The organism is Microcoleus sp. D3_18a_C4 (genome assembly GCF_036702415.1).
Taxonomy (GTDB): Bacteria; Cyanobacteriota; Cyanobacteriia; order Cyanobacteriales; family Microcoleaceae; genus Microcoleus.
The window spans coordinates 92,663-115,861 of sequence record NZ_JAUBTI010000010.1; the positions used below are offsets into that span (position 1 = coordinate 92,663).

17 protein-coding genes are annotated in these 23,199 nt (G+C 46.0%); 7 read left to right on the forward strand and 10 right to left on the reverse strand.

Annotated elements, in window-relative coordinates; all coding sequences use genetic code 11:
• Nucleotides 1-579 precede the first annotated feature (579 nt).
• Complete coding sequence (locus QUB16_RS07885; protein ID WP_333315314.1) at nucleotides 580-2,004, reverse strand: NB-ARC domain-containing protein; 1,425 nt, start codon at nucleotides 2,002-2,004, stop codon at nucleotides 580-582.
• A 250-nt stretch (nucleotides 2,005-2,254) separates the two neighbouring features.
• On the opposite strand from QUB16_RS07885, the gene QUB16_RS07890 reads away from it, so the two are divergent.
• Nucleotides 2,255-3,217, forward strand: coding sequence for a GTPase (locus QUB16_RS07890; RefSeq protein WP_333315315.1), 963 nt, complete (start codon nucleotides 2,255-2,257; stop codon nucleotides 3,215-3,217).
• A gap of 3 nt (nucleotides 3,218-3,220) precedes the next feature.
• On the forward strand, nucleotides 3,221-3,799 hold the full coding sequence (locus QUB16_RS07895; RefSeq protein WP_333315316.1) for a GTPase: 579 nt from the start codon (nucleotides 3,221-3,223) through the stop codon (nucleotides 3,797-3,799).
• A 143-nt stretch (nucleotides 3,800-3,942) separates the two neighbouring features.
• Here the strand turns inward: QUB16_RS07895 and QUB16_RS07900 are convergent, their stop codons facing one another.
• The 7 genes from QUB16_RS07900 to QUB16_RS07930 all read right to left on the reverse strand — a co-directional run bounded on the left by QUB16_RS07900 (nucleotide 3,943) and on the right by QUB16_RS07930 (nucleotide 10,309).
• Nucleotides 3,943-4,200, reverse strand: a complete 258-nt coding sequence (locus tag QUB16_RS07900) for a hypothetical protein (protein ID WP_333315317.1) — start codon at nucleotides 4,198-4,200, stop codon at nucleotides 3,943-3,945.
• A gap of 34 nt (nucleotides 4,201-4,234) precedes the next feature.
• The gene (locus QUB16_RS07905; protein ID WP_333315357.1) at nucleotides 4,235-4,846 is read right to left on the reverse strand and encodes a Uma2 family endonuclease; all 612 of its coding nucleotides are present in this window, start codon (nucleotides 4,844-4,846) and stop codon (nucleotides 4,235-4,237) included.
• Nucleotides 4,847-5,131: 285 nt separating this feature from the next.
• On the reverse strand, nucleotides 5,132-6,076 hold the full coding sequence (locus tag QUB16_RS07910) for a GDP-L-fucose synthase (protein ID WP_333315318.1): 945 nt from the start codon (nucleotides 6,074-6,076) through the stop codon (nucleotides 5,132-5,134).
• 405 nt (nucleotides 6,077-6,481) lie between these two features.
• The gene (gmd, locus tag QUB16_RS07915; protein ID WP_333315320.1) at nucleotides 6,482-7,513 is read right to left on the reverse strand and encodes a GDP-mannose 4,6-dehydratase; all 1,032 of its coding nucleotides are present in this window, start codon (nucleotides 7,511-7,513) and stop codon (nucleotides 6,482-6,484) included.
• A gap of 445 nt (nucleotides 7,514-7,958) precedes the next feature.
• Nucleotides 7,959-8,690 (reverse strand): sugar transferase, encoded by a 732-nt coding sequence (locus QUB16_RS07920; RefSeq protein WP_333315322.1) that lies wholly within the window; start codon nucleotides 8,688-8,690, stop codon nucleotides 7,959-7,961.
• Between the two features lie 243 nt (nucleotides 8,691-8,933).
• On the reverse strand, nucleotides 8,934-10,100 hold the full coding sequence (locus QUB16_RS07925) for a glycosyltransferase (protein ID WP_333315324.1): 1,167 nt from the start codon (nucleotides 10,098-10,100) through the stop codon (nucleotides 8,934-8,936).
• Nucleotides 10,097-10,309: a hypothetical protein gene (locus QUB16_RS07930; protein ID WP_333315326.1), complete on the reverse strand. Its 213-nt coding sequence runs from the start codon at nucleotides 10,307-10,309 to the stop codon at nucleotides 10,097-10,099. The genes QUB16_RS07925 and QUB16_RS07930 overlap by 4 nt, the downstream gene beginning before the upstream one ends.
• A gap of 219 nt (nucleotides 10,310-10,528) precedes the next feature.
• Here QUB16_RS07930 and QUB16_RS07935 point away from each other — a divergent pair, with 219 nt between their 5' ends.
• Nucleotides 10,529-12,622, forward strand: a complete 2,094-nt coding sequence (locus QUB16_RS07935; RefSeq protein WP_445251105.1) for an iron uptake porin — start codon at nucleotides 10,529-10,531, stop codon at nucleotides 12,620-12,622.
• A gap of 580 nt (nucleotides 12,623-13,202) precedes the next feature.
• Here QUB16_RS07935 and QUB16_RS07940 read toward each other — a convergent pair.
• Both QUB16_RS07940 and QUB16_RS07945 read right to left on the reverse strand, forming a co-directional pair.
• Nucleotides 13,203-14,960 (reverse strand): NFACT RNA binding domain-containing protein, encoded by a 1,758-nt coding sequence (locus tag QUB16_RS07940; protein WP_333242200.1) that lies wholly within the window; start codon nucleotides 14,958-14,960, stop codon nucleotides 13,203-13,205.
• Nucleotides 14,961-15,198: 238 nt separating this feature from the next.
• The gene (locus QUB16_RS07945; protein WP_333315359.1) at nucleotides 15,199-16,752 is read right to left on the reverse strand and encodes an NAD(P)/FAD-dependent oxidoreductase; all 1,554 of its coding nucleotides are present in this window, start codon (nucleotides 16,750-16,752) and stop codon (nucleotides 15,199-15,201) included.
• 310 nt (nucleotides 16,753-17,062) lie between these two features.
• Between QUB16_RS07945 and QUB16_RS07950 the strand changes: the two genes are divergently transcribed.
• From QUB16_RS07950 to QUB16_RS07965, 4 genes are all read left to right on the forward strand, one after another.
• The gene (locus QUB16_RS07950) at nucleotides 17,063-17,650 is read left to right on the forward strand and encodes a hypothetical protein (protein ID WP_333315328.1); all 588 of its coding nucleotides are present in this window, start codon (nucleotides 17,063-17,065) and stop codon (nucleotides 17,648-17,650) included.
• A gap of 280 nt (nucleotides 17,651-17,930) precedes the next feature.
• Nucleotides 17,931-19,220 carry an AAA family ATPase gene (locus tag QUB16_RS07955; protein WP_333315329.1) on the forward strand — a complete coding sequence of 430 codons (1,290 nt, stop codon included), beginning with the start codon at nucleotides 17,931-17,933 and terminating at the stop codon, nucleotides 19,218-19,220.
• 7 nt (nucleotides 19,221-19,227) lie between these two features.
• Nucleotides 19,228-19,662, forward strand: a complete 435-nt coding sequence (locus tag QUB16_RS07960; protein ID WP_333315331.1) for a hypothetical protein — start codon at nucleotides 19,228-19,230, stop codon at nucleotides 19,660-19,662.
• 329 nt (nucleotides 19,663-19,991) lie between these two features.
• Complete coding sequence (locus QUB16_RS07965; RefSeq protein WP_333315332.1) at nucleotides 19,992-22,973, forward strand: cation-transporting P-type ATPase; 2,982 nt, start codon at nucleotides 19,992-19,994, stop codon at nucleotides 22,971-22,973.
• Nucleotides 22,974-23,199: the final 226 nt, after the last annotated feature.

The following is a 23,199-nucleotide window of genomic DNA, read 5'->3' on the forward strand; positions in this document are numbered from 1 at the left end:
TTGCCTGTTCCTAAACAAGTAATTGAGAATGGTGCAACATATCATTTTTAACCGACTTTAGCTTTGAGGCAGGGGTTGAAACCCCTGCCGGACTGTCGGACTGTCGAAAAGTATCAACATTCGGTTTTAGTTAATGAAGGTTCAGCAGTATTCATATTTGCGATCGAATTTCTCGTTTGACTTCCAGTCCGACAGGGGTTGAAAACCCCTGTCTCATAGCGAAAGTCCTCTTTTAGAGGACTACAATTAATTGCATTTCCATCACATTCTGTAGTCGGTTTTAACCGACTTTAGCTTTGAGGCAGGGGTTTCAACCCCTGCCGGACTGTCGGACTGTCGAAAAGTATCAACATTCGGTTTTAGTTAATGAAGGTTGAGGAGTATTCATATTTGCGATCGAATCTCTCGTCTGACTTGGAGTCCGACAGGGGTTGAAAACCCCTGTCTCATAGCGAAAGTCCTCTCAAAGAGGACTACAATTAATTGCATTTCCATCACATTCTCTAGTCGGTTTTAACCGACTTTAGCTTTGAGGCAGGGGTTTAAACCCCTGCCGGACTGCCGGACTGTGGGAAAGTATCAACCAACTGGATTTGAGAGCACATATTGTCTCACCACAGGACAAACGCTGAATAGCGTTTCATTCTCCCGTTCTTCTATTTCAACTAACGATCGCCTCCCCAAAGATTGCAGCCCGTTGAATAACTCCGAGGGCGATAAATCGGCATCTTGTAGCAATTGCTCTATTGAAACTGAATTTGCTTCGCGGCTGAGGCGGCAGATTAGTTTTTTTTCTAATTCTGACAAACGATTTATCTGCGGGTGCAATGTTGCTGCCAATTCTTCCCCTAAGAATAGCGTATCATATTTCAAAAATTCTGCAACCCTACCTCGGAATATTTCTTGAATGGTGGTGGCGACTATTTTCAACCACAATGGATTGCCTCGGTAGGTGTTAATTAGGTTTTCCCATGTTTCGGGATTGAGTAAACTTTTTTGCCGGAAAATTTCGGCTGCTGCTGTACCTATGCCTTTGAGTTGTAAGCTGCGAACTGGTGATTTTTCTCCTTTTAATGCGGTAATTTCTCTGGGTGGTTCCCAACTGTTGAGGATTAAACAACTGTTGTGGGTTGTTTCTCCGATTTGTCTGAAGAGGATGCTGTAATTTTCGCATTCGGGGCGGTAATTTCCTGCTAATTGTCCGCTGCAGAGAATGGTTTGCACGTCGTCGAGGATAATGAGACAGCGGTTTTTTCGCAGAAATTCCATTAACAGGGAAAGTCGATCGGGGATGCTGCTAGGGAGTTCGATTTCGGGTTGATTTAAGAGAAATTCTAGGAGATTTTTTAGGGTAGTTTCTAAGGGTGGGGAGTGGCGGAGACTTCGCCAGATGACGTATTCAAAGTTATGCTGAATTTTTTGGATGAGGTGGAGGGAAAGTGCGGTTTTGCCAATGCCGCTGAGTCCTAATATTGCTGCGAGGTTGCACTTTTCTTGGACGATCGATTTTTCTAGGGTGGCGAGTTCGGATGTGCGTGAAGCGAAGCTATCGCCATCAGGCGAATCGCACAATAATGAAATATGAGGTGCGTCTGCTAAGTCTAGTCTGGTTTGAGGTTGGGATGTGTCTGAGGTGGGGGTGGAGGGCGATCGGGTTTTTTGAATTTCTGAAGCTTGGGTATCTGTACAAACATTGACGTTACCAATGTGTAGAAAATCATTGCCAAAATTTGATGATACGATGAATACTTGTTGTCTTTCAAGTGCAGAGCGTAAATTTGATTGAGTTACTTCTTCATCTAATACATTTGATAAACGTTTCCATAATTTTGAGGCGATATTTCTGATGTGACCTTCGCTACAATATGATGTTTCTGCGATTTGAGAGTATTTTTGACCTTCCCATACACCCAGCAGGATAGCTTTTTGCAGATCGTCGAAGTGTTCTCCGGTTTTGGCGAAAACCATTTCGTCGGCAAATCTCAAGACTTCTTGAACGTCCATTGGTCGGGTAGGTGTAGTGGTTTTGCTTATTTTATCAGACTTTTTCTGACATTTTATGATATCTATTACAAAATGTGACTTTTTGCAAGAGAGATATTCTGTAACATTAATTACATTTAATTACAGTTAATCATAGACTACAATGAAAAATTCTGTATATGATATATTTACGGAATTAAAGGTCGTAATTTAATAGCGACAATTAAATTCCATGTTGTTTATTTCGTTGGTAAACTAGGAGAATAAAGCTATGTCTGTCTTCAATAGCAATGATGAAGAGCAAGCAAGAAAATGGTTAGAAACTCTGAAGGAAAAACTGCAAGTAACGCCGGGCAAAAAATTCACTTTTCTATTAGTTGGCCGTACAGGAGTTGGAAAGTCAAGCACTGTAAATAGTTTGATGGGTAAAACAATTGCTGTAGTCGGTGACTATGAACCTTGTACAATGGATATTAAAAAGTATGAGAATGAACTCAATGGGATTAATTTCACTATAATTGATACTCCTGGCTTGTGCGATGATCTTGAGGAAGTTGGAAATGATTATAAATATTTAGAACGGATGCGTTCCGATGTCAGCCATGTTGACTCTATGTGGTTTGTCAGCCGTTTAGATGAAACAAGAGTTACTAATGACGAAAAACGAGGAATCAAACTGATTTCTGAGGCTTTCAATTCAAAAATTTGGGAACAAGCTGTTATTATATTTACTTTTGCAGGTGCAAAGAATGCCTCAGACTATCCGATTGCATTGGAGAAAAGGACGGAACTCATTCGGAAAGAGATCGCTAAATACACTGGGATTGGAATAGCAAATAACGTTCCGTCAGTTGCAGTTGATAACAAAAGTGAGAGAACTCCCGATGGACAAAAATGGTTAGGTGAACTTTATACGCAGATATATGCAAGAATTTCTGCTAAAGGTGCAGCACCATTTTTCATGGCAACTGTAGAGCGAGTCAAACGACCTGATAAGGAAAGAGAAGTTATAATAGAAAAAATTTATGAGCCAGCCCCAACATATACACCTATTGAGCTTAATGAGAGGCAGGCTGCAGTAGTCGCAAATAAGACTTCTGAGGTGCTAGGACTTGCAGCGATGGGAGGAACTGTTGGGGCTACAATTGGATCTATAGCTGGGCCTGTCGGTGCTAGTATCGGGGGTGCAATTGGTGCAGCAATAGGATTTTTAGGTGGGTTTTTCCGTTGGTAAACTATGCGTAAATTCCTGCTAGTGGGACGGACAGGTGTTGGTAAATCAAGTTTTATCAATGCCGCGTTTGGTAGTTACATTGCTGAGACTTCAGAGTATGAAGCTTGTACAAAAATTGTTGAGCATTATGCTTACAAAACTCCTCTAGGCGATGTCTCTCTTATCGATACACCTGGATTAGCCGAGGATAACGAAGCCTGTGATGAAGCCTACCTATCTTTAGTACGGGCTAAAGTTAATTTAGCTCAGATTTATGCAACCATCTATGTGAGTAGGCTTAACGAAACTCGTTTTCGTCCAGATGAAAAGCGAACACTACGCCTTTTGACTAATCGACTTGGTGCATCTATTTGGAATCGCTCTATCCTGGTTTTAACGTTTGCTGCATCTATACCTAACCATCAACTAGAGATAGTTGCAGAAAAAAGGAATCAACAAATTTTTGAGTTTATCCAAAATCTCACCAAAGAACAGGATATTGACCAAATATTTCAAGGATTTGAGCAAACATGGTTAGTTGATAATATTGTAGAAAATTGGACATCTGATGGATTACCTATTCTCTCATTATTAACAGATTGATCTCTAATCTGTTCCTTTCACGGTTAATTCTACTCATTAACTAATTAGACAATAAACCTGCAATTTAGTTTATCATAGGGCTTGCTGAATAAGCGATCGCCCTTCCTTAACTGAGGCGCGATCGCCCTCATAATATCACAGTCTCAAACTATTTCCGAGGCTAAAAGCCTACCGTCAACTCGCTCATATTCATCTTCCACTAGCCACGAGTGAGCCTCATCGTAACTTGAACTTAAAAACAGGGGTTTATAATTCGCCGATGGCTCGTAAATACAACACTTACCATTTTTGCCACCCACTAACATCAGAATTCGAGGCGGGAAAACAATCGGATCTACCCACAACTCGATAAATTCCCAATCATTGATTTGTTCGACGAGGTTTGGTGCGGGGGATAACATGGTAATTATTAGTTCCTTTGATAATTTTAATTATTTATTCCCTAGATCGCACTTCGTCAATTTCTGCTTCTGAATCTTCCTTCGTAAAAATTACATCCTCATAAATAGCATCAATACCTGTGCGAAAATCTACGCTAGCCAAGTGAATTTCGCTTCCTTGAGTATAGGAATACAACACCCACAACCCTTCAGCATTGCGACGAAAACACTCTACCCGCTCACGCTTTTGGCTAATTAACACATACTCTTGAAGGGTTTCTAATTCTTGGTAGTCAGCAAACTTATCGCCCCGATCGAATCCTTCCGTACCATTAGACAACACCTCGACAATTAAACAAGGATATCTTTTAAAAGATTGAGATGATTTGTCCCGTTCGTCGCACGTTACCATCACATCAGGATAGTAGTAAATATTCTTCGATTCAATCCTGGCTTTCATGTCGGACATATAAACACGACAGCCCCTACCCCGAACATGATTTCTCAACAAGGTAACTAAGTTGACAGTAACAGTTACATGAGCGTCATTTGCACCTGCCATTGCATAGACTTCGCCCTGAATATACTCATGTTTGAGCGGACTGAGTTCTTCTAACTTCAGATACTCTTCCGGCGAGATATAATTGTGGGTGCGATCGGCAATCATTGGCTTTCCCAAAATTCAGTTTTCGATGATTTCAGTCGAGGTATTTGTATTATAGCAGTTTTCACTCGGATGAAATACAGGACACAGCAGTAGGGACACGGCACTGCTGCCGACTATTGTGAGTGAATTTTCACCCGAATTTGTATAATTTCTTAGTGCCAGAAGGCGGACTGGTTTGTGTAGGATAGGTGGCAACCGGCGACTATTATAAATGAGGTTTCTAACCCGCATTTAGTATTATTCCTAAAAAAACCCGGTTTCTTCAAGAAACCGGGTTTTTCACACTCAAACTGCGTGTTGTCGATACCAATCAATCGTATTTTTCAACCCATCCTTAAACTTCACCTCAGCAACAAAACCAAACTTTTCCTTAGCCCTTTCCGTGTCCAAACAGCGGCGAGGCTGACCGTTCGGTTTGTCTGTTTCCCAAACAATTTCTCCCTCAAATCCCATCAATTCGCAAATCGTTTCCACTAACTCGCGAATTTTAACTTCGCTATTCGTTCCCAAATTAACTGGGTCAGATTCACTGTAAGATTGAGCCGCCATCACAATTCCTCGGGCGGCATCTGTGGAATACAAAAACTCGCGGCTAGGGCTGCCGTCGCCCCAAACTGGGAGTGTTTTGTCTCCCCTTTCTTGCGCTTCGTGGACTTTGCGAATTAATGCGGGGATGACGTGGGAACTTTTCGGATCAAAGTTATCTTCCGGGCCGTACAGATTTACTGGTAGCAAGTAGATACCGTTGAATCCGTACTGCTGGCGGTAGGATTGCAGTTGCACTAATAAAGCTTTTTTGGCAATTCCGTAAGGTGCGTTAGTTACCTCTGGATAGCCGTTCCACAGGTCATCTTCTTTGAAAGGAACTGGGGTGAAGTTGGGATAAGCGCAAATCGTGCCGACGCAGACAAATTTTTCGACTCCTGCTTCGTAGGCGGCGTGGATTAGTTGCACGCCCATCATCAAATTGTCGTAAAATAATTCAGCGGGTTTGAGTTGGTTTAAGCCGATGCCGCCGACGTGGGCGGCGAGGTGAACGATCATATCTTGTTGGTCGGCGGCGCGCTTGCAGTTTTCCATGACGCGGAGGTCGCAGTCGCGCGATCGACTTACAGAAATTTTATCAGCATCGGCCCCTGCTTTTACTAGCTGGTCGATTACCTGACGGCCCAAGAAACCGGCGCCGCCCGTGACTAGAATGCGTTTGTTGCTTAAATCCAAGCTGGTCATAATTTTAGCCTCGGGATTTTGAATAAAGGTCGATCGACAATTTCAATTCTAAAATTGTTGCTTTAGCAAAAAAAGCTTTCAGCTACAGGATGAGGTGGCCCACAAATCTGTTTTAGCTGCGGCAGATAGGGACAATTTGCTCATTGCACACCCAAAAGTTAGATTTATGAGCCGCGAGCCCTCAACTATCATTTTAATGTTTTTATTAGCCCGCACCTCCGAAAATTTTGGGAGCAATTAAGCGGGTTCTTTGAATGCCGATCGCGCTACGCTAATAGCTGTAACAACCCTCTCATCGGTTGTGAAGTGTTGTGCAGGGGCTATCCTCCTGTGCGCCCCGTGAAATGGGTAAACACGGGGCCCTACCCCTACAAATTGTTCGCACTGACGGCTTGGTTTAGCGACTTAATCAAATCCGTTGCCCGAACCCCGACCTTGCTCGTCTAAAGCTTTGATATCAGCATCTACCATTAAATGTACTAACTCCTGAAAAGTTACAGAAGGTTCCCAATTTAATTGCTGGCGCGCCTTAGTCGAATCGCCTATCAACAGTTCGACTTCTGCAGGCCGCAAGTAGCGTTCGTCAAACTCCACATATTTTTGCCAATCTAAATTGACGTAAGTAAAAGCTAAATCGAGAAATTCCTTAATGGAATGGGTCTCGTTGGTAGCAATGACATAATCGTCAGGCTTGTCTTGTTGCAGCATCAGCCACATCGCCCGCACGTAGTCTTTAGCATAGCCCCAGTCCCGCTTGGAATCGAGATTGCCCAAGTAAATCTTTTTCTGCTTGCCGGCGACTATTCTGGCCACGGCGCGAGTAATTTTGCGAGTTACAAAAGTTTCGCCACGACGGGGAGATTCGTGATTGAACAAGATGCCGTTGCAGGCAAAAAGTCCGTAAGATTCGCGATAATTTATTGTTTGCCAGTGACCGTAAACTTTGGCGCAGGCGTAAGGACTTCTGGGATAAAAAGGAGTTGTTTCTTTCTGCGGAACTTCCTGTACCAAACCAAACATTTCCGAAGAACCTGCTTGATAGAACCGCACTTCTATGCCGGTGCGGTGCTGATAGTCCCGAATTGCTTCTAGCAGGCGCAATACTCCCATTCCTACTGTGTCAACCGTATATTCCGGCGAGTCAAAACTGACTCGAACGTGAGATTGAGCGCCTAAGTTATAAATTTCTACCGGCTGAACTTCTTCCAATATCCGGCGGAGAGTGGTGCCGTCCGTCAAGTCGCCGTAGTGTAGAAACAGGCGCGCACCCTCGCTGTGAGGATCGACATAGATGTGGTCAATTCGATCGGTATTGAAACTAGAACTGCGCCGGATAATGCCGTGAACTTCATATCCTTTCTCTAACAGTAATTCGCTCAAGTACGAGCCGTCTTGACCTGTAATACCTGTTATTAGCGCTCGCTTACGTTGGGTCATCTGATTTTCCTTTGACAGGCTGTGTTAATTCACAATAAATTTTTTGGCAGAGGCTGTTGCTCCCTGCCGGCCGTATTCTCAAACTGCTTTATAAAACTTACTCAAACTTAACTTTAGTTACCTAAAGCCAGTTGAAGTTTACTTCCTACGCTGTTGGGTAGTGGGCTATCCCAAGATAAGTAGGCTATCCCCCTTAAGCCAAAGGTTATAGAGTTAAGCTTAACACCTAAACCTACAGTAGTCTATCTAGAAGAACTGATCTTTCTAGATGAAGAAGAGGTAGGTTTATTTAACTATTTGCCCCTTTAGTTAAGCTCACAATTATTCGATCGGCATCCAGGAACTGTTAAGTTTTGACAAAGAGTTTGTCGCTGACGGTCAGTAGTCAGCATCAGTGGTCAGTAACAAATAAAACTAACTACCGATTGCTGACTGCGGACAAAAATTAGTATGCGCCGTTATTTTTGGGAAAAATCACAACTCCAATTGTTTTGAAAACAATCCACATATCCATCCAAAGGTTTTTGTCATTTGCGTAATAGAGGTCGATTTGGACGCGACGGGGATAGGGAATGTCGTTGCGACCGGACACTTGCCACAAGCCTGTAATTCCAGGTCTTATGGTGAGAATTTTGTTGATGTGACGACCGTATCTCGGCAGTTCTTCTTCAACTAAAGGTCTCGGCCCGACGACGCTCATATCTCCTTTTAAAACATTCCAAAACTGGGGAAACTCGTCTAAACTGGTCATTCGTAAAAATCTTCCAATCCAGGTAATTCGAGGGTCTTGTTTCAGCTTGAAATTGTCCTCAAACTCTTGACGCAAATGCGGAGAATTTTCCATGATTTCCAGCAATATATCATCCGCATTTTCCACCATCGTTCTGAATTTCAGGCAATAAAACCTTTGACGGTTTTTGCCTACTCGTTCCTGTACGTAAAAAATAGGACCGGGCGAGCTTAAGGCGATTAAGAAAGCCAAAAGCAGGTAAACCGGAGCAAACAGGATCAGAACCGATAAGGAAAACAGGATGTCAAATAACCGCTTGAAAAGTTCTCCGTCGAGGCTCTGTAGAGAACGACTTATGCGTCTATCTCCTTGCAGGACAGACCCAAAACCGCGTCTTGCGATCGCTCGAATTACCTTGCCGGAGATTAGTTGGCTGTCGGCAGTCATCTTACTCCTTCACTTCACACCACACACAGTCCTGATCATAAAGCCTCAAGACGCTTTGTTCTCTCAATTATGTTGCCAATACTCAATTTTCTGCCTTCAGAAGGCTTCAAAAGGCAGAAGGAAGAAGGAAGATGGCTTCTCAACGCACCAGGAAGAAGGCACAAGGCACTGATGCAGAGGTCTTCTGAAGGCACTTATACAAAGGCAGAAGGAAGATTGTCCCGCTATCGGGTTCTGGCACCCTCAAGCCCCAGACTCGGTAAAATCACGGGATTGAAATTCCTGATAGCAGCGTTCCACAAAAGCTAGATAGCGCTGCCCAAAGACATCGGGGGCAAACTGTTGAGCGCGCAACCTGCTGATTTCTGGCTCAAATTTGCCTTGCAACTGCTCAAATTCCTCGACAGCTTCGACTAATGCTGCTGCGGTTTGGGAGGAAAAAAATAAACCAGTCCCAGTCTCTGGGTGTTGGCGAATGTCGAGCACTGTCTCCAAAGCGCCCCCGGCTGCATAGGAAATTACCGGTGTTCCGCAAGCTTGAGCCTCTACCAAAGCTATGCCAAAATCTTCGCAAGCTGCATAGACAAAGGCTTTCGCCTCTGCCATGTACTTCTCAACTATGGAGGCGGGCTGCCAGCCGAGCACTTGCACGTTGGGTTTGGCGAGAAGCCGAATCATTTCTAATTCTGGCCCGGTGCCGATGACAATGAGAGTATGCCCTAGTTGATTGAATGCTTGGACGATCGCACTTACGTTTTTGTAACTTACCAACCGACAAACCGTGACGTAAAAGTCTTGTTTTTGCCGCATCAAGGAAAATCGCTCGATATTTACCGGCGGATAAATCACCTCGGCCCGCCGCCGGTAGCACCGCCAAATTCGGCGCGCAGTGTGTTGAGAGTTAGCGATGAAATAATCAACGCGATTGGCGGAAATTACGTCCCACTGCCGCAGTCGATGCAACAAATATCGCGTCAGCAGACCTTGGATGCCCCGTCCGGCTTTGCTGCTACGCAAATAGTCAAAAGTTAAGTCCCAAGCGTAGCGCATGGGCGTGTGGCAGTAGCAGACGTGCATTTGCTGGGGACTGCTGAGGATGCCTTTGGCGACGGCATGGGATGATGAGAGGATGATGTCGTATTCTCGCAGATCTAGTTGTTCGATCGCGATCGGCAGAAATGGCAAATATTTTTGGACGCCGCTGCGGGCCTTGGGAAAGTGCTGCAAAAAAGTTGTGCCAATCTGTCGCCCGAAAAGATAGCTTTCGGGATTGCTTGATTCAAAGTCGATGAGGGCATAGACATCTGCCTCGTCTACGTGTTTGAGGATTTCCTGTACTACGAGTTCTGAACCGCCAGTAGCTAAGGGCGTCAACCATTCGTGAACTAGGGCGTATTTGAGTTTTTTCACTTGTATTTGTAGCCGATCGAACGATGTGTTAGCGCCAGTTCTGTCAATATTAATCTTACTGAGGGATAACTTACGCAATATCGCGGCATCAACCAGGTTTCTAGGTAGGTATCTTCAAACTGAGATGTTGCACCATTCTCAATTACTTGTTTAGGAACAGGCTTTTCGGCCTGTTCCACAAAGAGTGAATTTTCTTGTGGAACAGGCATCTTGCCTGTTAAGCGAGAATGGTGCTCTTCGGTGAGTCAAACCAAGGATTTTGGGAATAAACGGAGTTTTTGTCAAATCAGCCACAGCAAAACAGGACTTTCCGGCAGTGATTTCCCAGATTGTTGACAATTAATACTATTAGGCTCAATACTAAAGGTGATTTGCGATCGGCTAAATCTTCGGAACGGGCGATCGGCTCAATGTGGTGTAAGGAAAAAATGTCCAAATTTTTGTGGAAGGGACTTTTAGTTAGTCCGGCGGTATTGGCAGCAAGTTTAGTCGTATCTTCGACAGCCCTAGCAGCAGAGCAACCTGTAGAAATTGCCGCCACAGATCAAGCGAATCAATTGCAACTAGCAGGTGCTGCAACCGAGGTGGCAAAGTCTGAGACGGCAGCGGTGACAGCCGAACCAGCGTCACTAGCTAGCAACTTGACTGTTGAGACTATTGAGAAAGAAAGTGCGAACCTCTACGAGGGCTTTCCTTCGGATCGCAACGCTTTCGCTAACGATTTGAGTGCCCCAGTTGCCGAACAAGCAAAAGCACCCGAAAACGCAGTTGCAGCAGATTTAAGCGAAACCAAACCCGCAGTCGCGCCCGCCAATTTAAGTGCCGAACAACCTGTCGCGGAGCAAATCCCCGCAGTCGCGCCCGCAAACTTAAGCGAAACCCAACCCGCCGTTGCACCTGCTAATTTAAGCGCCCAAGAGCAGATTTCCCAATCGACTGATTCAATTGCCCAACCTCAAGCACAGTCTAATCTTTTAGAACAAATCAACCAATACAGCGCCGAAGACAGTAGCAGCGAAAATGCGGCCGGCCAAGTAACATCTGTGTCGCAACTTTCCGACGTTCGGCCAACCGATTGGGCATTCCAAGCTTTGCAATCCCTAGTAGAGCGCTACGGCTGTATAGCTGGCTATCCTGACGGCACTTTTCGCGGCAACCGGGCGATGACTCGCTACGAGTTTGCAGCAGGTTTAAATGCGTGTTTGGATAAAGTTAGCGAGCTGATTCAAGGCGGTTCCAGAAGTCTGGCGACGCGAGAAGATTTGGCTTCTGTGCAAAGGTTGCAAGAAGAATTTGCGGCGGAATTGGCAACTTTGCGCGGCCGCGTCGATGCTTTGGAAGCGCGCGCCTCTGAATTAGAAGCAAATCAGTTTTCAACTACGACTAAACTCAACGGCGAAGTGATATTTGGTTTGGCCGGTATCGCCAGGGGAGATGATGCCGAGGGTCGCGAAGCTGATAAAACCACGGCTTTTGGTAGCAGGGTTCGTATCAATTTCGACACGAGTTTCTCAGGAGAAGATTTGCTGAGAACTCGATTACAAGTTTTAAATTTGGGTGCGTTTTCTACGGAAAATACGAAAACTGCTGAAGGGGAATTGCGGTTTAATGTCGGGCCTTTTGGCGAGGCTAACAATATAGTAGCTTTAGATGCGCTGCTTTACCAATTCCCTCTAGGCAAAAGCACGACTGTAATTCTCGAAGCTAACGCCGGCGCTGCTGATGATTTTGTTAACACTGTCAACCCTTACTTTGACGGAGACGGCAGCTACGGCGCTCTTTCTAATTTCGGTACTCGCAACCCAATTTACTATTTGCTTGGTGGTTCTGGCATCGCTCTGCGGCATGAGTTTGGGGAAAAATTAGAGCTTAGTTTGGGGTATTTGGCCGGCGACCCTGCGAACCCCACGCGGGGTAACGGTTTGTTCAACGGTTCTTACGGCGGTTTGGCTCAGTTGACTTTCAAACCGAGCGACACAATGGCTTTAGGTTTAACTTACGTTAATTCCTACAACTTAATTACCAATACCGGCAGCAATGCTTCTAATTTTCCGCAGCGTCTCGGTTCCTTCGGGTTCGACAGCGATAGCAATGTGCCAGTTTCTAGCAATTCCTACGGCGCGCAAGCTTCGTGGCAGTTGAACCGGAGATTTGCAATTGGCGGTTGGGCTGGTTACACTAATCAGCGCATTTTATCCAACTTGGGTACTCCTACGGGTTCTGTGCAGCGGGGCGATCAAAAAATTTGGAACTGGGCAGTTACTTTGGCTTTTCCTGATTTGTTGAAAGAAGGAAATGTGGCGGGGATTATCGTAGGTATGGAGCCGCGGGTGACGAGTTCTACTAATCGGACTTTGCCGGAAGATAAGGATACTTCGCTGCACGTTGAAGGTTTTTATCAGTTTAAGTTGAGCGATAATATTTCTATCACTCCTGGTCTGATTTGGCTGACTGCTCCTGACCACAATAAGAATAATTCTGATTTGGTGATTGGGGTTGTCAGAACGACGTTTACTTTCTAGGAGCAGCCCACATCGATTTTAGATTTTAGATTTTAGATTTTAGATTGGCGGTTTTAATCTAAAATCTAAAATCGCCAATCTAAAATTGTCTGAGTTGGGGTTTAGGGTTTAAACAGAAACGACCAGCTTTTGCTAAAGCTGGTCTGCACAAATAGTTAAATCCGTTGTGTTCCCACAGTGTTGTTCTCACAGTGAGGAAACCCAAGTTGCACGTTTCTTTGCAAAGGGTTCTAACAGAAACATCATCTCTCTTAAGGGGTATTATAACAACAAAATTTAATTTTCTGTAATAAAACTTTACATTACAGGCGAATATAAATTCTGATATCGTTTCCGGTTGCATCGGAATGATTTAACCGCAGAGGGCGCAGAGAACGCAGAGGGAGAGAATACAGAGATGAATACAGGACGATGCTACCGGATTTGATATTAGGGGACGATCGCACTCCCGGTCACTTTGTATAATCAAAGCTGGCTTCAAAAATCCGGTTTCTGCGTAGGTTTATCGCTTCCAAACAGGTTATTTTGGGTAAAAACGAGGTTTCGATTGCCGATCGACCCTTCACACACTTTGTATAAATCAAGCCGGGGCTTGCTGCGGTCTACCCCAGACAATTCGCTCCTGCTTGTATACAACCATACCCGGTTTAGCACCTTTCGGCTTGTATACATATTTCGGTTCTGTATAAACTACGGGGACTTGTTCGCTGTGGCGCGCGCGACTGTAGTAAGCAGTCATGTCGGCTGCAAATTGCAAATCGGTTTCTTCAGCCACAGTACCGGGTGTGAGACGCAGCAAGGCGTGGCTTCCGGGAATCTCTAGGGTGTGGAACCATAAGTCGTAGTCGTTGGCGGTGCGAAAAGTGAGTTGGTCGTTTTGGCGGTTGTTGCGCCCGATTAATAATTCAAAGCCGCTGGGGGTTTGGTAGCGGTGAAATTCGATCGCAGCATTTTTGTCCGTACTGCGGTAATCTGGTACGTCTAGATATTTTTGCTGGATTAGTTCTTCGCGGATTTCGGCGAGGGTTTGCAAATCTTGGGTGTTGCGGTAGGTTTCCAATACCGAAAGTGCGGCTTCAACTTGTTCTAAATAGTCGATTTCTTCCTGTACGGCGGCTAACAATGGTTCTACTGCAATGCGGGCTCTTTTAAGTTTTTGGTGTTTTTTGTAGAGGGCTTGAGCGTTTTGAACGGCGTTTTTTTCCGGGTTTAGGGAAATGATAACTGGTTTTTCGGTTTCAAAGTCGGGGAGAGAAATTGATTTCATTCCCGGTTCCCAATGCTGCAAATTTGCCATCAGCAAATCGGCTTGGGATTTGTGGGTGTCGGCGTCTGCTGATTGCTGTAAACGTTCTTTAAATGTGTTGGCTTTTAGGCGCAGTTTGGCTAGGACGTTGTTGAGTTTTTGGGTAAGCTGATGCCGCAGTTGCGCGAATACTTCTTGATTGATTTCGCCTGTGTAGTAGCTGTTAAGTAATTCTTGAACCGAAGAAGAATCAGAGGGCGGGCACGGGGGCACCGCCCCTACATTGTGATTTTCTGGTGTCGGCCAATCGATGACGGTGTAGCCTTCGGGGGTAAAACTTGGGTGAAATTTGGAGTTTTCTAGGCATTGCAGCCAGTATAGCCAGCGTTGGAATAGTTGCTGCCAGTCGTCGGGATTGAGGCTGTCGGTGGATTGTTCGGGGTCTAAAGAAGCCGATCGAATCATTGACAAAACTAAAGCCTTACTCATCCCTCGGTAATTCTTCAACAGATTGCCCTTTAATTGCCCAGGAACCAGGCTAATTCGTGATTGCCAGCGGTTTTGAGATTCGCTCAAACTCGGCACTGCATCGGTCAAAGACGGGGGCATTTCGTAGGGTTGCCCGGTTTGGATGGGACGGACGGTGGACTGTTTGGCGCTAACTTGGTGGGCGCAGGTGACAACGAGGTTATCTTGGGCGGTGAGGATGACGTTGCTGTATTTGCCCATGATTTCGGCGTACAGGTGCCAGAGGGCAGGTTCTCCGGGGCGTTTGGCGAATTGCAAGTCGATGACTCTTTCCCAGGAGGAAACAGGGGCGATGGAAACTAAGGCTAAACCGCTGAGTTGATGCCGCAGTTGTTCGCTGAAGGTGAAGGTATCGGGAATGCGGGGCGGGGGGTCGCCGACGCAGATGCGGGCGGCCACAGGATGCCAGGAAAGGTCAATCCAGCCACGCCCTTTCATGGTGCGGAGGGCTAGGGACACGGTAAATCGATCGCGCTGGTAGACTTGTTCTAAGCGCGCTGGCAGCCATTGGGCTCGCAGTTCGCTGCAAGCTGCGGTTAAAGTTGTAAAGTCTACGGGTTGCACGGTGGCCTCTTTGCGATCGAACTATCTATTTATATGCTGACAGATATCGGTCACATTTTACTAACTAATATCAAATTATTGTTTACTCTTGGGTTCGCATCCTTCGCTAGGAAAGCCCTTCAATAATCCCGTTAACAAATAACAAATAACAAATAACTAATAGACATCTCCTAAAAAGCAGGTTTTGAACAGGCATCCTGCCTGTTCCACAATAATTATGGGAGATATCTAATAACAACTAACTAATAACTTCCCGAATCAATTGCAAATGTTTGTCCAAAGGTGCGATCGTATTGGCGGCGATCGCGCCGCTAGCAGCAACAGCGGGCAAACCTATTCCCGGAAACGTCGAATCTCCGCAGCAAAACAGCCCCGCTAAAGGTGTTGTCGGGCCGGGAAACAAGCCGCTACCCGCCCGAATTCCGGGCCCGTAGGAACCGCGATGGCGGCGCAAAAACCGTTCGTGGGTTAGAGGTGTCCCAACTAAGGTGACTTCGCAGCGCGATCGAATATTGGGGATAATTCTCTCTAAGGCTTCCCACATTACCTCGGCGCGCGCTTGTTTTTGCAGTTTGTACTCTTCGCTGGTTCGATCGAGCTTTTGCCACAAATCGTAAGGCTCGTTTCCGGGGGTATATGCGTGAATGACGTGCTTTCCCGGAGGCGCGAGGTCGGGGTCGAGCAGGGAGGGAATCGAGACGAGAACGACGTTCTGAGGGGGGGAAACGCCCATTTCCCAGTCTTTGACGAAGATGTAGTGACAAGCCAAGTCCGATCGCACTCCGGCAGCATCAATTCCCAGATGCAGGTGCATGAAGCTGTCGCACTCCGGCGTCGCCTGCCGCTGTTGCCGAAACCTTTGCGGGACTGAGGTTTCAGGCAACAGTTTCAGGGTATCCCACACGGAAGCGTTGGAGACGACGGCTTTGTGCGATCGAATAATTTTGCCCGATCGCAGCCGCACGCCCGCAGCCCGGTTGTTTTCCACCAAAACTTCTGCAACGTGGGAATTTAGCAGCAACTGCCCTCCGTGGCGATCTAAACCGCGTACCAGGGCATTTACTAAAGCTGCACTACCGCCGATCGGATAGTCCAAAACTGCATTGGGGCGATACCAGTCGGCGAACATGAAAGCGACTTCGGCTGCGATCGTTCCGTCGGCGGGAAGTCCAGACAGCAGGAAACACAACAAATTCAGCCAATTTCGGACAAACGGATCTTTGACGTTTTTGTCCATAATTTTGCTGAAAGGGCCTGCAAGTGCGATCGCCTCGCCAGCACTTTGCAGGAAAGCCGGCGCAAATTTGCCGAGGGTAAAAACAGCGCCCAAATCGAAGCGCAAAGCCAGGGAGGGCAAGGCTGTGGCAGCTTTGGCGTAGGGTTCCATGATGCGCTGGAGTTGCTGCCATTCGGCGACTGCTGCCGCGCCGCGCAGTCGTGCGAGCACTTCGCCAAATTGACTCGCACCAACGGATGTGTCGAAATCGCCTTCTGGCAAACAGCAACCCCAGGTATCGTAGGTGATGCAGGGGAGTTTTTCGCCGATCGCATCCAAAACTTGCCGCAGCGGATTGGCAGACGGGCTGTAGGATAATCCTGAGTACAGGGAGGGCCCGGAGTCGAAGCTAAATCCGTCCCGTTCAAAACCGTGTGCGGCGCCGCCCGCGATCGAATGGCTTTCGCAAACCACAACCTCAAAGCCATAGCGGGCAAGCATTGCAGCGCAAGTCAAGCCGCCTATCCCGCTGCCGATGACGATGATTTCTGTGTCTGTGGGGGCGATCGCAACCATGTTTTTCTCCGCTACTTCAGCTAATATTATCAATGTCTTGCAGCTTTAGGACTTAGGCATTTAACTGTAGGCTCGATCGCCCCTAGCCCCCCAAAACACAAGGGGGGGGACAAGAAGCAAGCAGTTGACTGTAGGCTCGATCCCCCCTAGCCCCCCTTAATAAGGGGGGGACAAGAAGCAGTCAAAGTCCTTGTTAAAAATGGCGGGTTCAGAAGGATTCAAAGTCAACCCCTACTCCCCTTCTTAAGGGGGATTTAGGGGGATCTAGACTCAGCTACCACCCTTAAAATACAAATCTGTATATTATTAAATGGAAAATCTATCTATTCTAGAACAAGCTGCAAAATCTAATTCTAAACCATCTCCCGCCGCCGTAGTCGCAGCCCTCTTAGAAGCTGAGAAAAGGGCGAAACAAAATAAAATTCGCTATGGTTTCGAGCAATTAATCGGCAACTGGCAACTCTGCTTTATCACCGGCACGAAAAAGACTCGACAAAAAGCGGGAATTGTGTTAGGCGCGGGACGTTATATCCCTGAGTGGATTGCGAAAATTCAAATTGCTTATTCGGCAGAACCTTTTGCTGAAGGGGAAGAGAATAGCGAAACCGGCAGGGTGGAGAATTCGGTGCAAGTTGGGGCGATCGTACTAACTCTTTCGGGGCCGACTAAGTTTTTGGTTAATAAAAATATTTTAGCTTTTGATTTTACCAGAATTACCGTGAAAGTGTTGGGTAAAACTGTGTATCAAGGATTTATTCGCGGTGGAGAAGCGCGGGAGGCGGAATTTTTTAGTTTGAGTGTGGGGAAGCAGGCATTTTTTGCATATTTTCTGGTAGAAGATGGGATAATTGCGGCTAGGGGAAGGGGCGGCGGCTTGGCTTTGTGGGCGAGAGTTTAGACCAATTGAGGAGGCGATCGAGTAATTGTTTTTGATAGCAGCCCCGTATTGGCGAATTTCCAGGGGATTGTTAACCCCAAATACAGTCGAGATTGTCTGCATATTAACTCAGAAGGCTATGCGGCACTAAACAAGGAAATCGCTGGTATCTTAGTACCCTAGGATAACGCTAGGGTGGCTAATTCCGTTTATTTGACTCAGGAGTATAATTGTTAACACTGAAGGTCTAATTTGAATGTTAAAATATAGTAAAATCCCTTAGCTTGCTTGAATTCCAGTTATGGCTGAAAAATTAACAGTTAAAAACTTTGCTGGTATCACAGATTTGGAGATTGAGATCAAGCGCATAAATATACTGATTGGCCCCCAAGCCAGTGGTAAAAGTGTTTGCGCCAAACTTCTTTTCTATTTTAAGAACTTCGTATGGGAAATTTTATCTATTGTAGAGAACGAGCAGACCAAACGCAATCTAGATTCCAACTATTCCAAGAAATTTGAGGAATATTTCCCTCCCAATTCTTGGGGAAAACAAGATTTTTTCATACGGTATGAGCTGGCAAATATTTTTATAGAAGTTAGTAGAAAAAAGGAATCTAAAGGCAAGATTGTACTCCGCTATTCCGAATTATTCAATAAGGAATTTACAGAGCTACGCAATTTACTTAAAAAAATAAGAGTTCAATATTCTGAAGAAAATCCTAAGTATGAGAGTTTCGATCGGCTATATGTAATCAACCAGGTTTTGAGAGATTTCTTTGTAGAATCTTTAGTAAAATCTATCAGCCGAGAGGCAGCGTTTAGTCAGTTGTTTATTCCTGCAGGTCGCTCTTTTTTTGCTAATCTTCAGAATAACATCTTTTCTTTTTTGTCGAGTAATAACGCGCTAGATCCATTTTTAAGAGAGTTTGGTTCAACATATGAAAATATAAAACGTTCCGCTATAGTATCTAGAAGTAGGCTTGCAGAAACAAATGCCAAAGATATACAAGAGGAAATAGACAGGCTCATAGAAAATTCTCTATGTGGGAAGCACGTACACGAAAAAGGGAAAGACTTTCTGGAGGTGGCAGATGGAAGACGGATTAGTATTGCCAACTCATCTTCCGGTCAACAGGAAACATTGCCTCTGACAATCATGCTAGCTGCACTACCTTTTCTAACTTCATCGGGTATTGGGCAGACAGTGTATATTGAGGAGCCAGAAGCGCATTTATTTCCCAGCGCACAGCGTAATGTTGTCGAGTTGATGGCTACTGTATTTAATTGTCGCAAGGAGCAAATTCAATTCTTCATAACTACCCATAGTCCCTATGTCCTAACAGCATTTAATAATTTACTCCAGGCTGGTCTGCTTTATCAGGAATCCAGCGCAGACGTACAGCGTCAATTAGAAAAAATTGTGTCTAGATACAAATCACTAGATGTTTCCGATCTCTCAGCCTATGTTTTAATGGAGGGAAAATGCAGTAGTATTGTGTGTCCTGAGACTGGATTGATAGATGCAAAAGTGATTGATTCTGTTTCTGATGACCTAGCTATTGAATTCGAGCAACTTCTGAACTTAGTTTGAATCGTATATGAAAAGTCTTCCCGAATGTGAGGAGTATAGATGTGACACAAAAATTGTCTTACAGGAGAACAAAAGTAAAATAACTTTCCTCAACCCAAATCAAGACAAAATATTAACAATTAAGGTTGATGGCTGCGCGATCAGTGATAACGAGACTTTGCGTTGTGACTACGCACTTATGCCTTCGGATGAAGTAGAAATATATGTGGAGTTGAAGGGAAGCGATATTGTCCATGCAGTTGCACAAATAGAATCAACTATCCGATTACTTTCGGACAATCCCCAAAAAATCAAGAAGCTATGTTTTGTTGTCTCTACTCGCGTGCCTAAACAAACAACAAGTATACAACAGCTACAAATTCAGTTTAAGAAAAAGTTTAATGCTAGTTTTCGAGTCAAGAATATTCAAGATGAGTATGATTTAAGCACTTGTCTAAGCTAAACCTGTTTTTCCTAGGGCTGTTATTATGTTTATTGAGACAGTCAATCATAGCTCAATCCACATTTTTAAATAAAAGTTTTTTATTTACATATTTTTTACTGTTTAAACTACTAATTATATCATCAGCCTGCACAGAGCGCAACAATCCTAAACATATTAAATTTAACAAACCGCATAAAACGAACTTTATTAAATAGACATTTGGGAAAAATAAAGTATCGCCCTGCAGGCTCAATAAGAGGGATATTGTAAGAAAAATTAAGTTTACGTAAATTCGTCGGAAAATATGCCAAGAATGATTGCATTAACTATTTCTAGGGTGGGGATGTATGGCAGTATCGCATCAACCAATTTGGACCCTATCACCAGAAGATGTATATCAATCCTTTGAAATCAGCGACAAGGGGTTATCTGATGAGCAAGCTTTCGATCGACTCGTAAAATTTGGCACGAATGAGTTGCCCGAACCCGCACATCGCCCTCTGTGGCTGAGATTTACCGATCAGTTAAGGCACTTTATGGCCCTGCTGCTATGGGTGGCAGGGATTTTGGCATTCATTTCGGGAACCCCTCAATTAGGTTGGGCAATCTGGGCGGTGATCGGGATTAATGCAGTATTCAGTTTTTGGCAAGAATTTCAAGCAGAGCAAGCATTAGCGGCCTTAAAGAACGTGTTACCGATGCAGGTGAAAGTGTATCGGAATGGGGAACTAAAGCAGATTCCGGCAAAGGAACTGGTGCGTGGAGATGTGATGCAATTGGAAGAGGGCGATCGCGTCTCTGCGGATGCTCGGTTAGTCACAGATCAAAGCCTGTATTTGGATATTTCTGTAATGACTGGCGAATCGCTTCCTGTTGCCCGTAACGCTCATCCGGTGCGGGTGCGCGAAGCTGCATCAATCCGGGGTGGCAAAACGATACCAGCGGGCGAACATCCCTTACAAGAAAAAGTCAATCTGGCGGAAATCCCCAATTTGGTGCTCGCAGGCTCGACGGTTTCGTCAGGAAGGGGCGTTGCGGTGGTGTATGCCACGGGAGCACAAACTGAGTTTGGTCACGTAGCCCATCTCACCGCCGTTGTGAAACGGGAACCCAGCACGTTGGAAGTGCAGGTTGCTGAAATTGTGCGGATCATCACTGCGATCGCCCTTGGTATGGGAGTTCTGGTATTTCTGCTGACATACCTGCTGGTGGGGATGGAGCTCAAAGAGAGCTTTATTTTTGGGATCGGGATCATTGTGGCGCTGGTGCCAGAGGGATTACTGCCGACGGTTACTTTGTCATTGGCGATCGGAGTGCGACGAATGGTGCGCCGTAATGCTTTGGTGCGTCGTCTTTCGGCTGTGGAAACCCTGAGCGCTACAACGGTGATCTGCACCGACAAAACCGGAACGTTGACTAAAAACGAAATGACGGTGCATTATCTCTGGCTTCCCTGGGAATCTTCGGAGAACAGCCCAAATCCTGCCAGCCAAGAGTCGGCTGTCTTACCACCTCTTAACGGGAAGCAGAAATCCCATCCATCGATGACGGCGACTCTGATTGAAGTGACTGGCGCTGGATACGATCCTACGGCTGGTGAGGTTCAGATTCCCGCGAATTTTGAAGAATCCTGGAAAGTCAATTTGCTGCTTACGGGGGCGGCACTTTGCTCGAATGCACGGCTGATTCACGTGACAGCGCCTAGCCGTTGGCAAGAAATTGGCGATCCAACGGAAGCGGCTCTGCTGGTGGCTGCTGCCAAAGCCGGATTGAATCTGGAAACTTTGCAAAAACAGCTTCCCCGCTTGCGGGAGGTGCCTTTTGATTCTCGTCGCCGGATGATGACGGTGGTGTTGGACTGGCGATCGTCCGCGCTATGGAATAGCGAGCTTCCGAACCTGGCTTTTACCAAGGGGGCACCGCTGGAAGTGTTGCGACACTGCACATCTATCTTGCGGAATGGAACTCTCTCAGAACTCACTCAATCCGACTCGAATGAAATAGTTGCGGCTAACGATGAGTTAGCCCAGCAGGGCTTTCGGGTTTTGGGGGTGGCGGCGCGCCGTGGGGGGAGTGAAATGTTGGATTTGCGATCGCAAGACTTAGAGCAAAACTTGATTTTTATTGGTCTGGTGGCGATGTTTGACCCGCCCCGTCCAGAGGTAAGAGAGGCTCTTGCTCAGTGCCATCAGGCAGGAATTAAGGTGACGATGGTGACGGGTGACTATGGACTGACTGCTGAGGCGATCGCCCGCAAAATTGGATTAGTTACGGATTCTGTACGGGTGGTAACGGGTGAAGGCATGGGGCATCTGTCGGATGCTCAATTGCAACAAATGCTGAAATATCGATCGGGGCTAGTGTTTGCTCGGATGTCTCCTGAGCATAAGCTGCGACTGGTGGAAGCGTATAAAACGATCGGGGATGTAGTTGCGGTGACGGGGGATGGAGTCAATGATGCACCAGCATTAAGGGCTGCCCATATTGGCATCGCGATGGGGATGAATGGCACCGATGTGGCACGAGAAGCCGCCGATATTGTCCTTACTGACGACAACTTTGCGACGATCGTTGTCGCGATCGAGGAGGGGCGAGCCGTGCATCAAAACATCCGCAAATTTATGACCTACATCCTGGCATCAAACCTGCCGGAATTAGTACCATTTCTGTTCATGGTGGCGTTGAAAATTCCTCCTGCACTGGTAATCATGCAGATTCTTGCCATTGATTTAGGAACTGATATAGTACCTGCATTGGCATTGGGTGCAGAACGGGCAGAAGCCGGAACCATGCAGCAGCCCCCCCGGAAAAAATCGCAACCGCTTCTCGATCGCTCTCTGCTGTTGCGCGGCTATGGCTTCTTGGGATTGCTGGAAGCTGCCCTAACGATGGCAGCATTTTTTCTGGTGTGGTGGAGTTACGGTTATGACTTGGCAGAATTACAAGCCGCAACCCCAAGCATTCTGTCTCATTCAGCAGATGCCGCTACGATCGCCATCTATACTCAAGCCATCACCATGACTCTGGCATCGGTTGTGGCTTGTCAAACGGGCAATGTCTTTGCCTGCCGATCGGAACGCGGATCAATTCTGCGGCTGGGATTCTTTTCTAATCCACAAATCTGGCTCGGAATTGCCATTGAATGGATTTTAGTGGTGCTCGCGATCAATAACGAATTTTTGAGCCGCATCTTTTCGACAGCACCTTTAGCACCCTGGCAATGGCTGCTATTGCTGGTGTGTCCACCGATCGTTTTAGGAGCAGAAGAACTACGAAAAGTGGTGTTTCCTAGGAAATTGATTCCGCAGCAGAGCCAGAAAGGTAATTAGGTTGAATTTTGTGAACACTTCCTACTCCTAATTGCTGACGATCGCATTTACGGATATATAGCAATCCTAAATCATTCTCCTAATTATTGTAGGGGCAATCCCCCCGTGGTTGCCCGATAGATAGGGGGTAGGCACGGGGAGTAGGGGTCGCACTACCCCTACAAATTTATCTGAATCATTTAGGATTGCTATAGCTACATCTGGAAATGCGATCGGGTTAACTGTT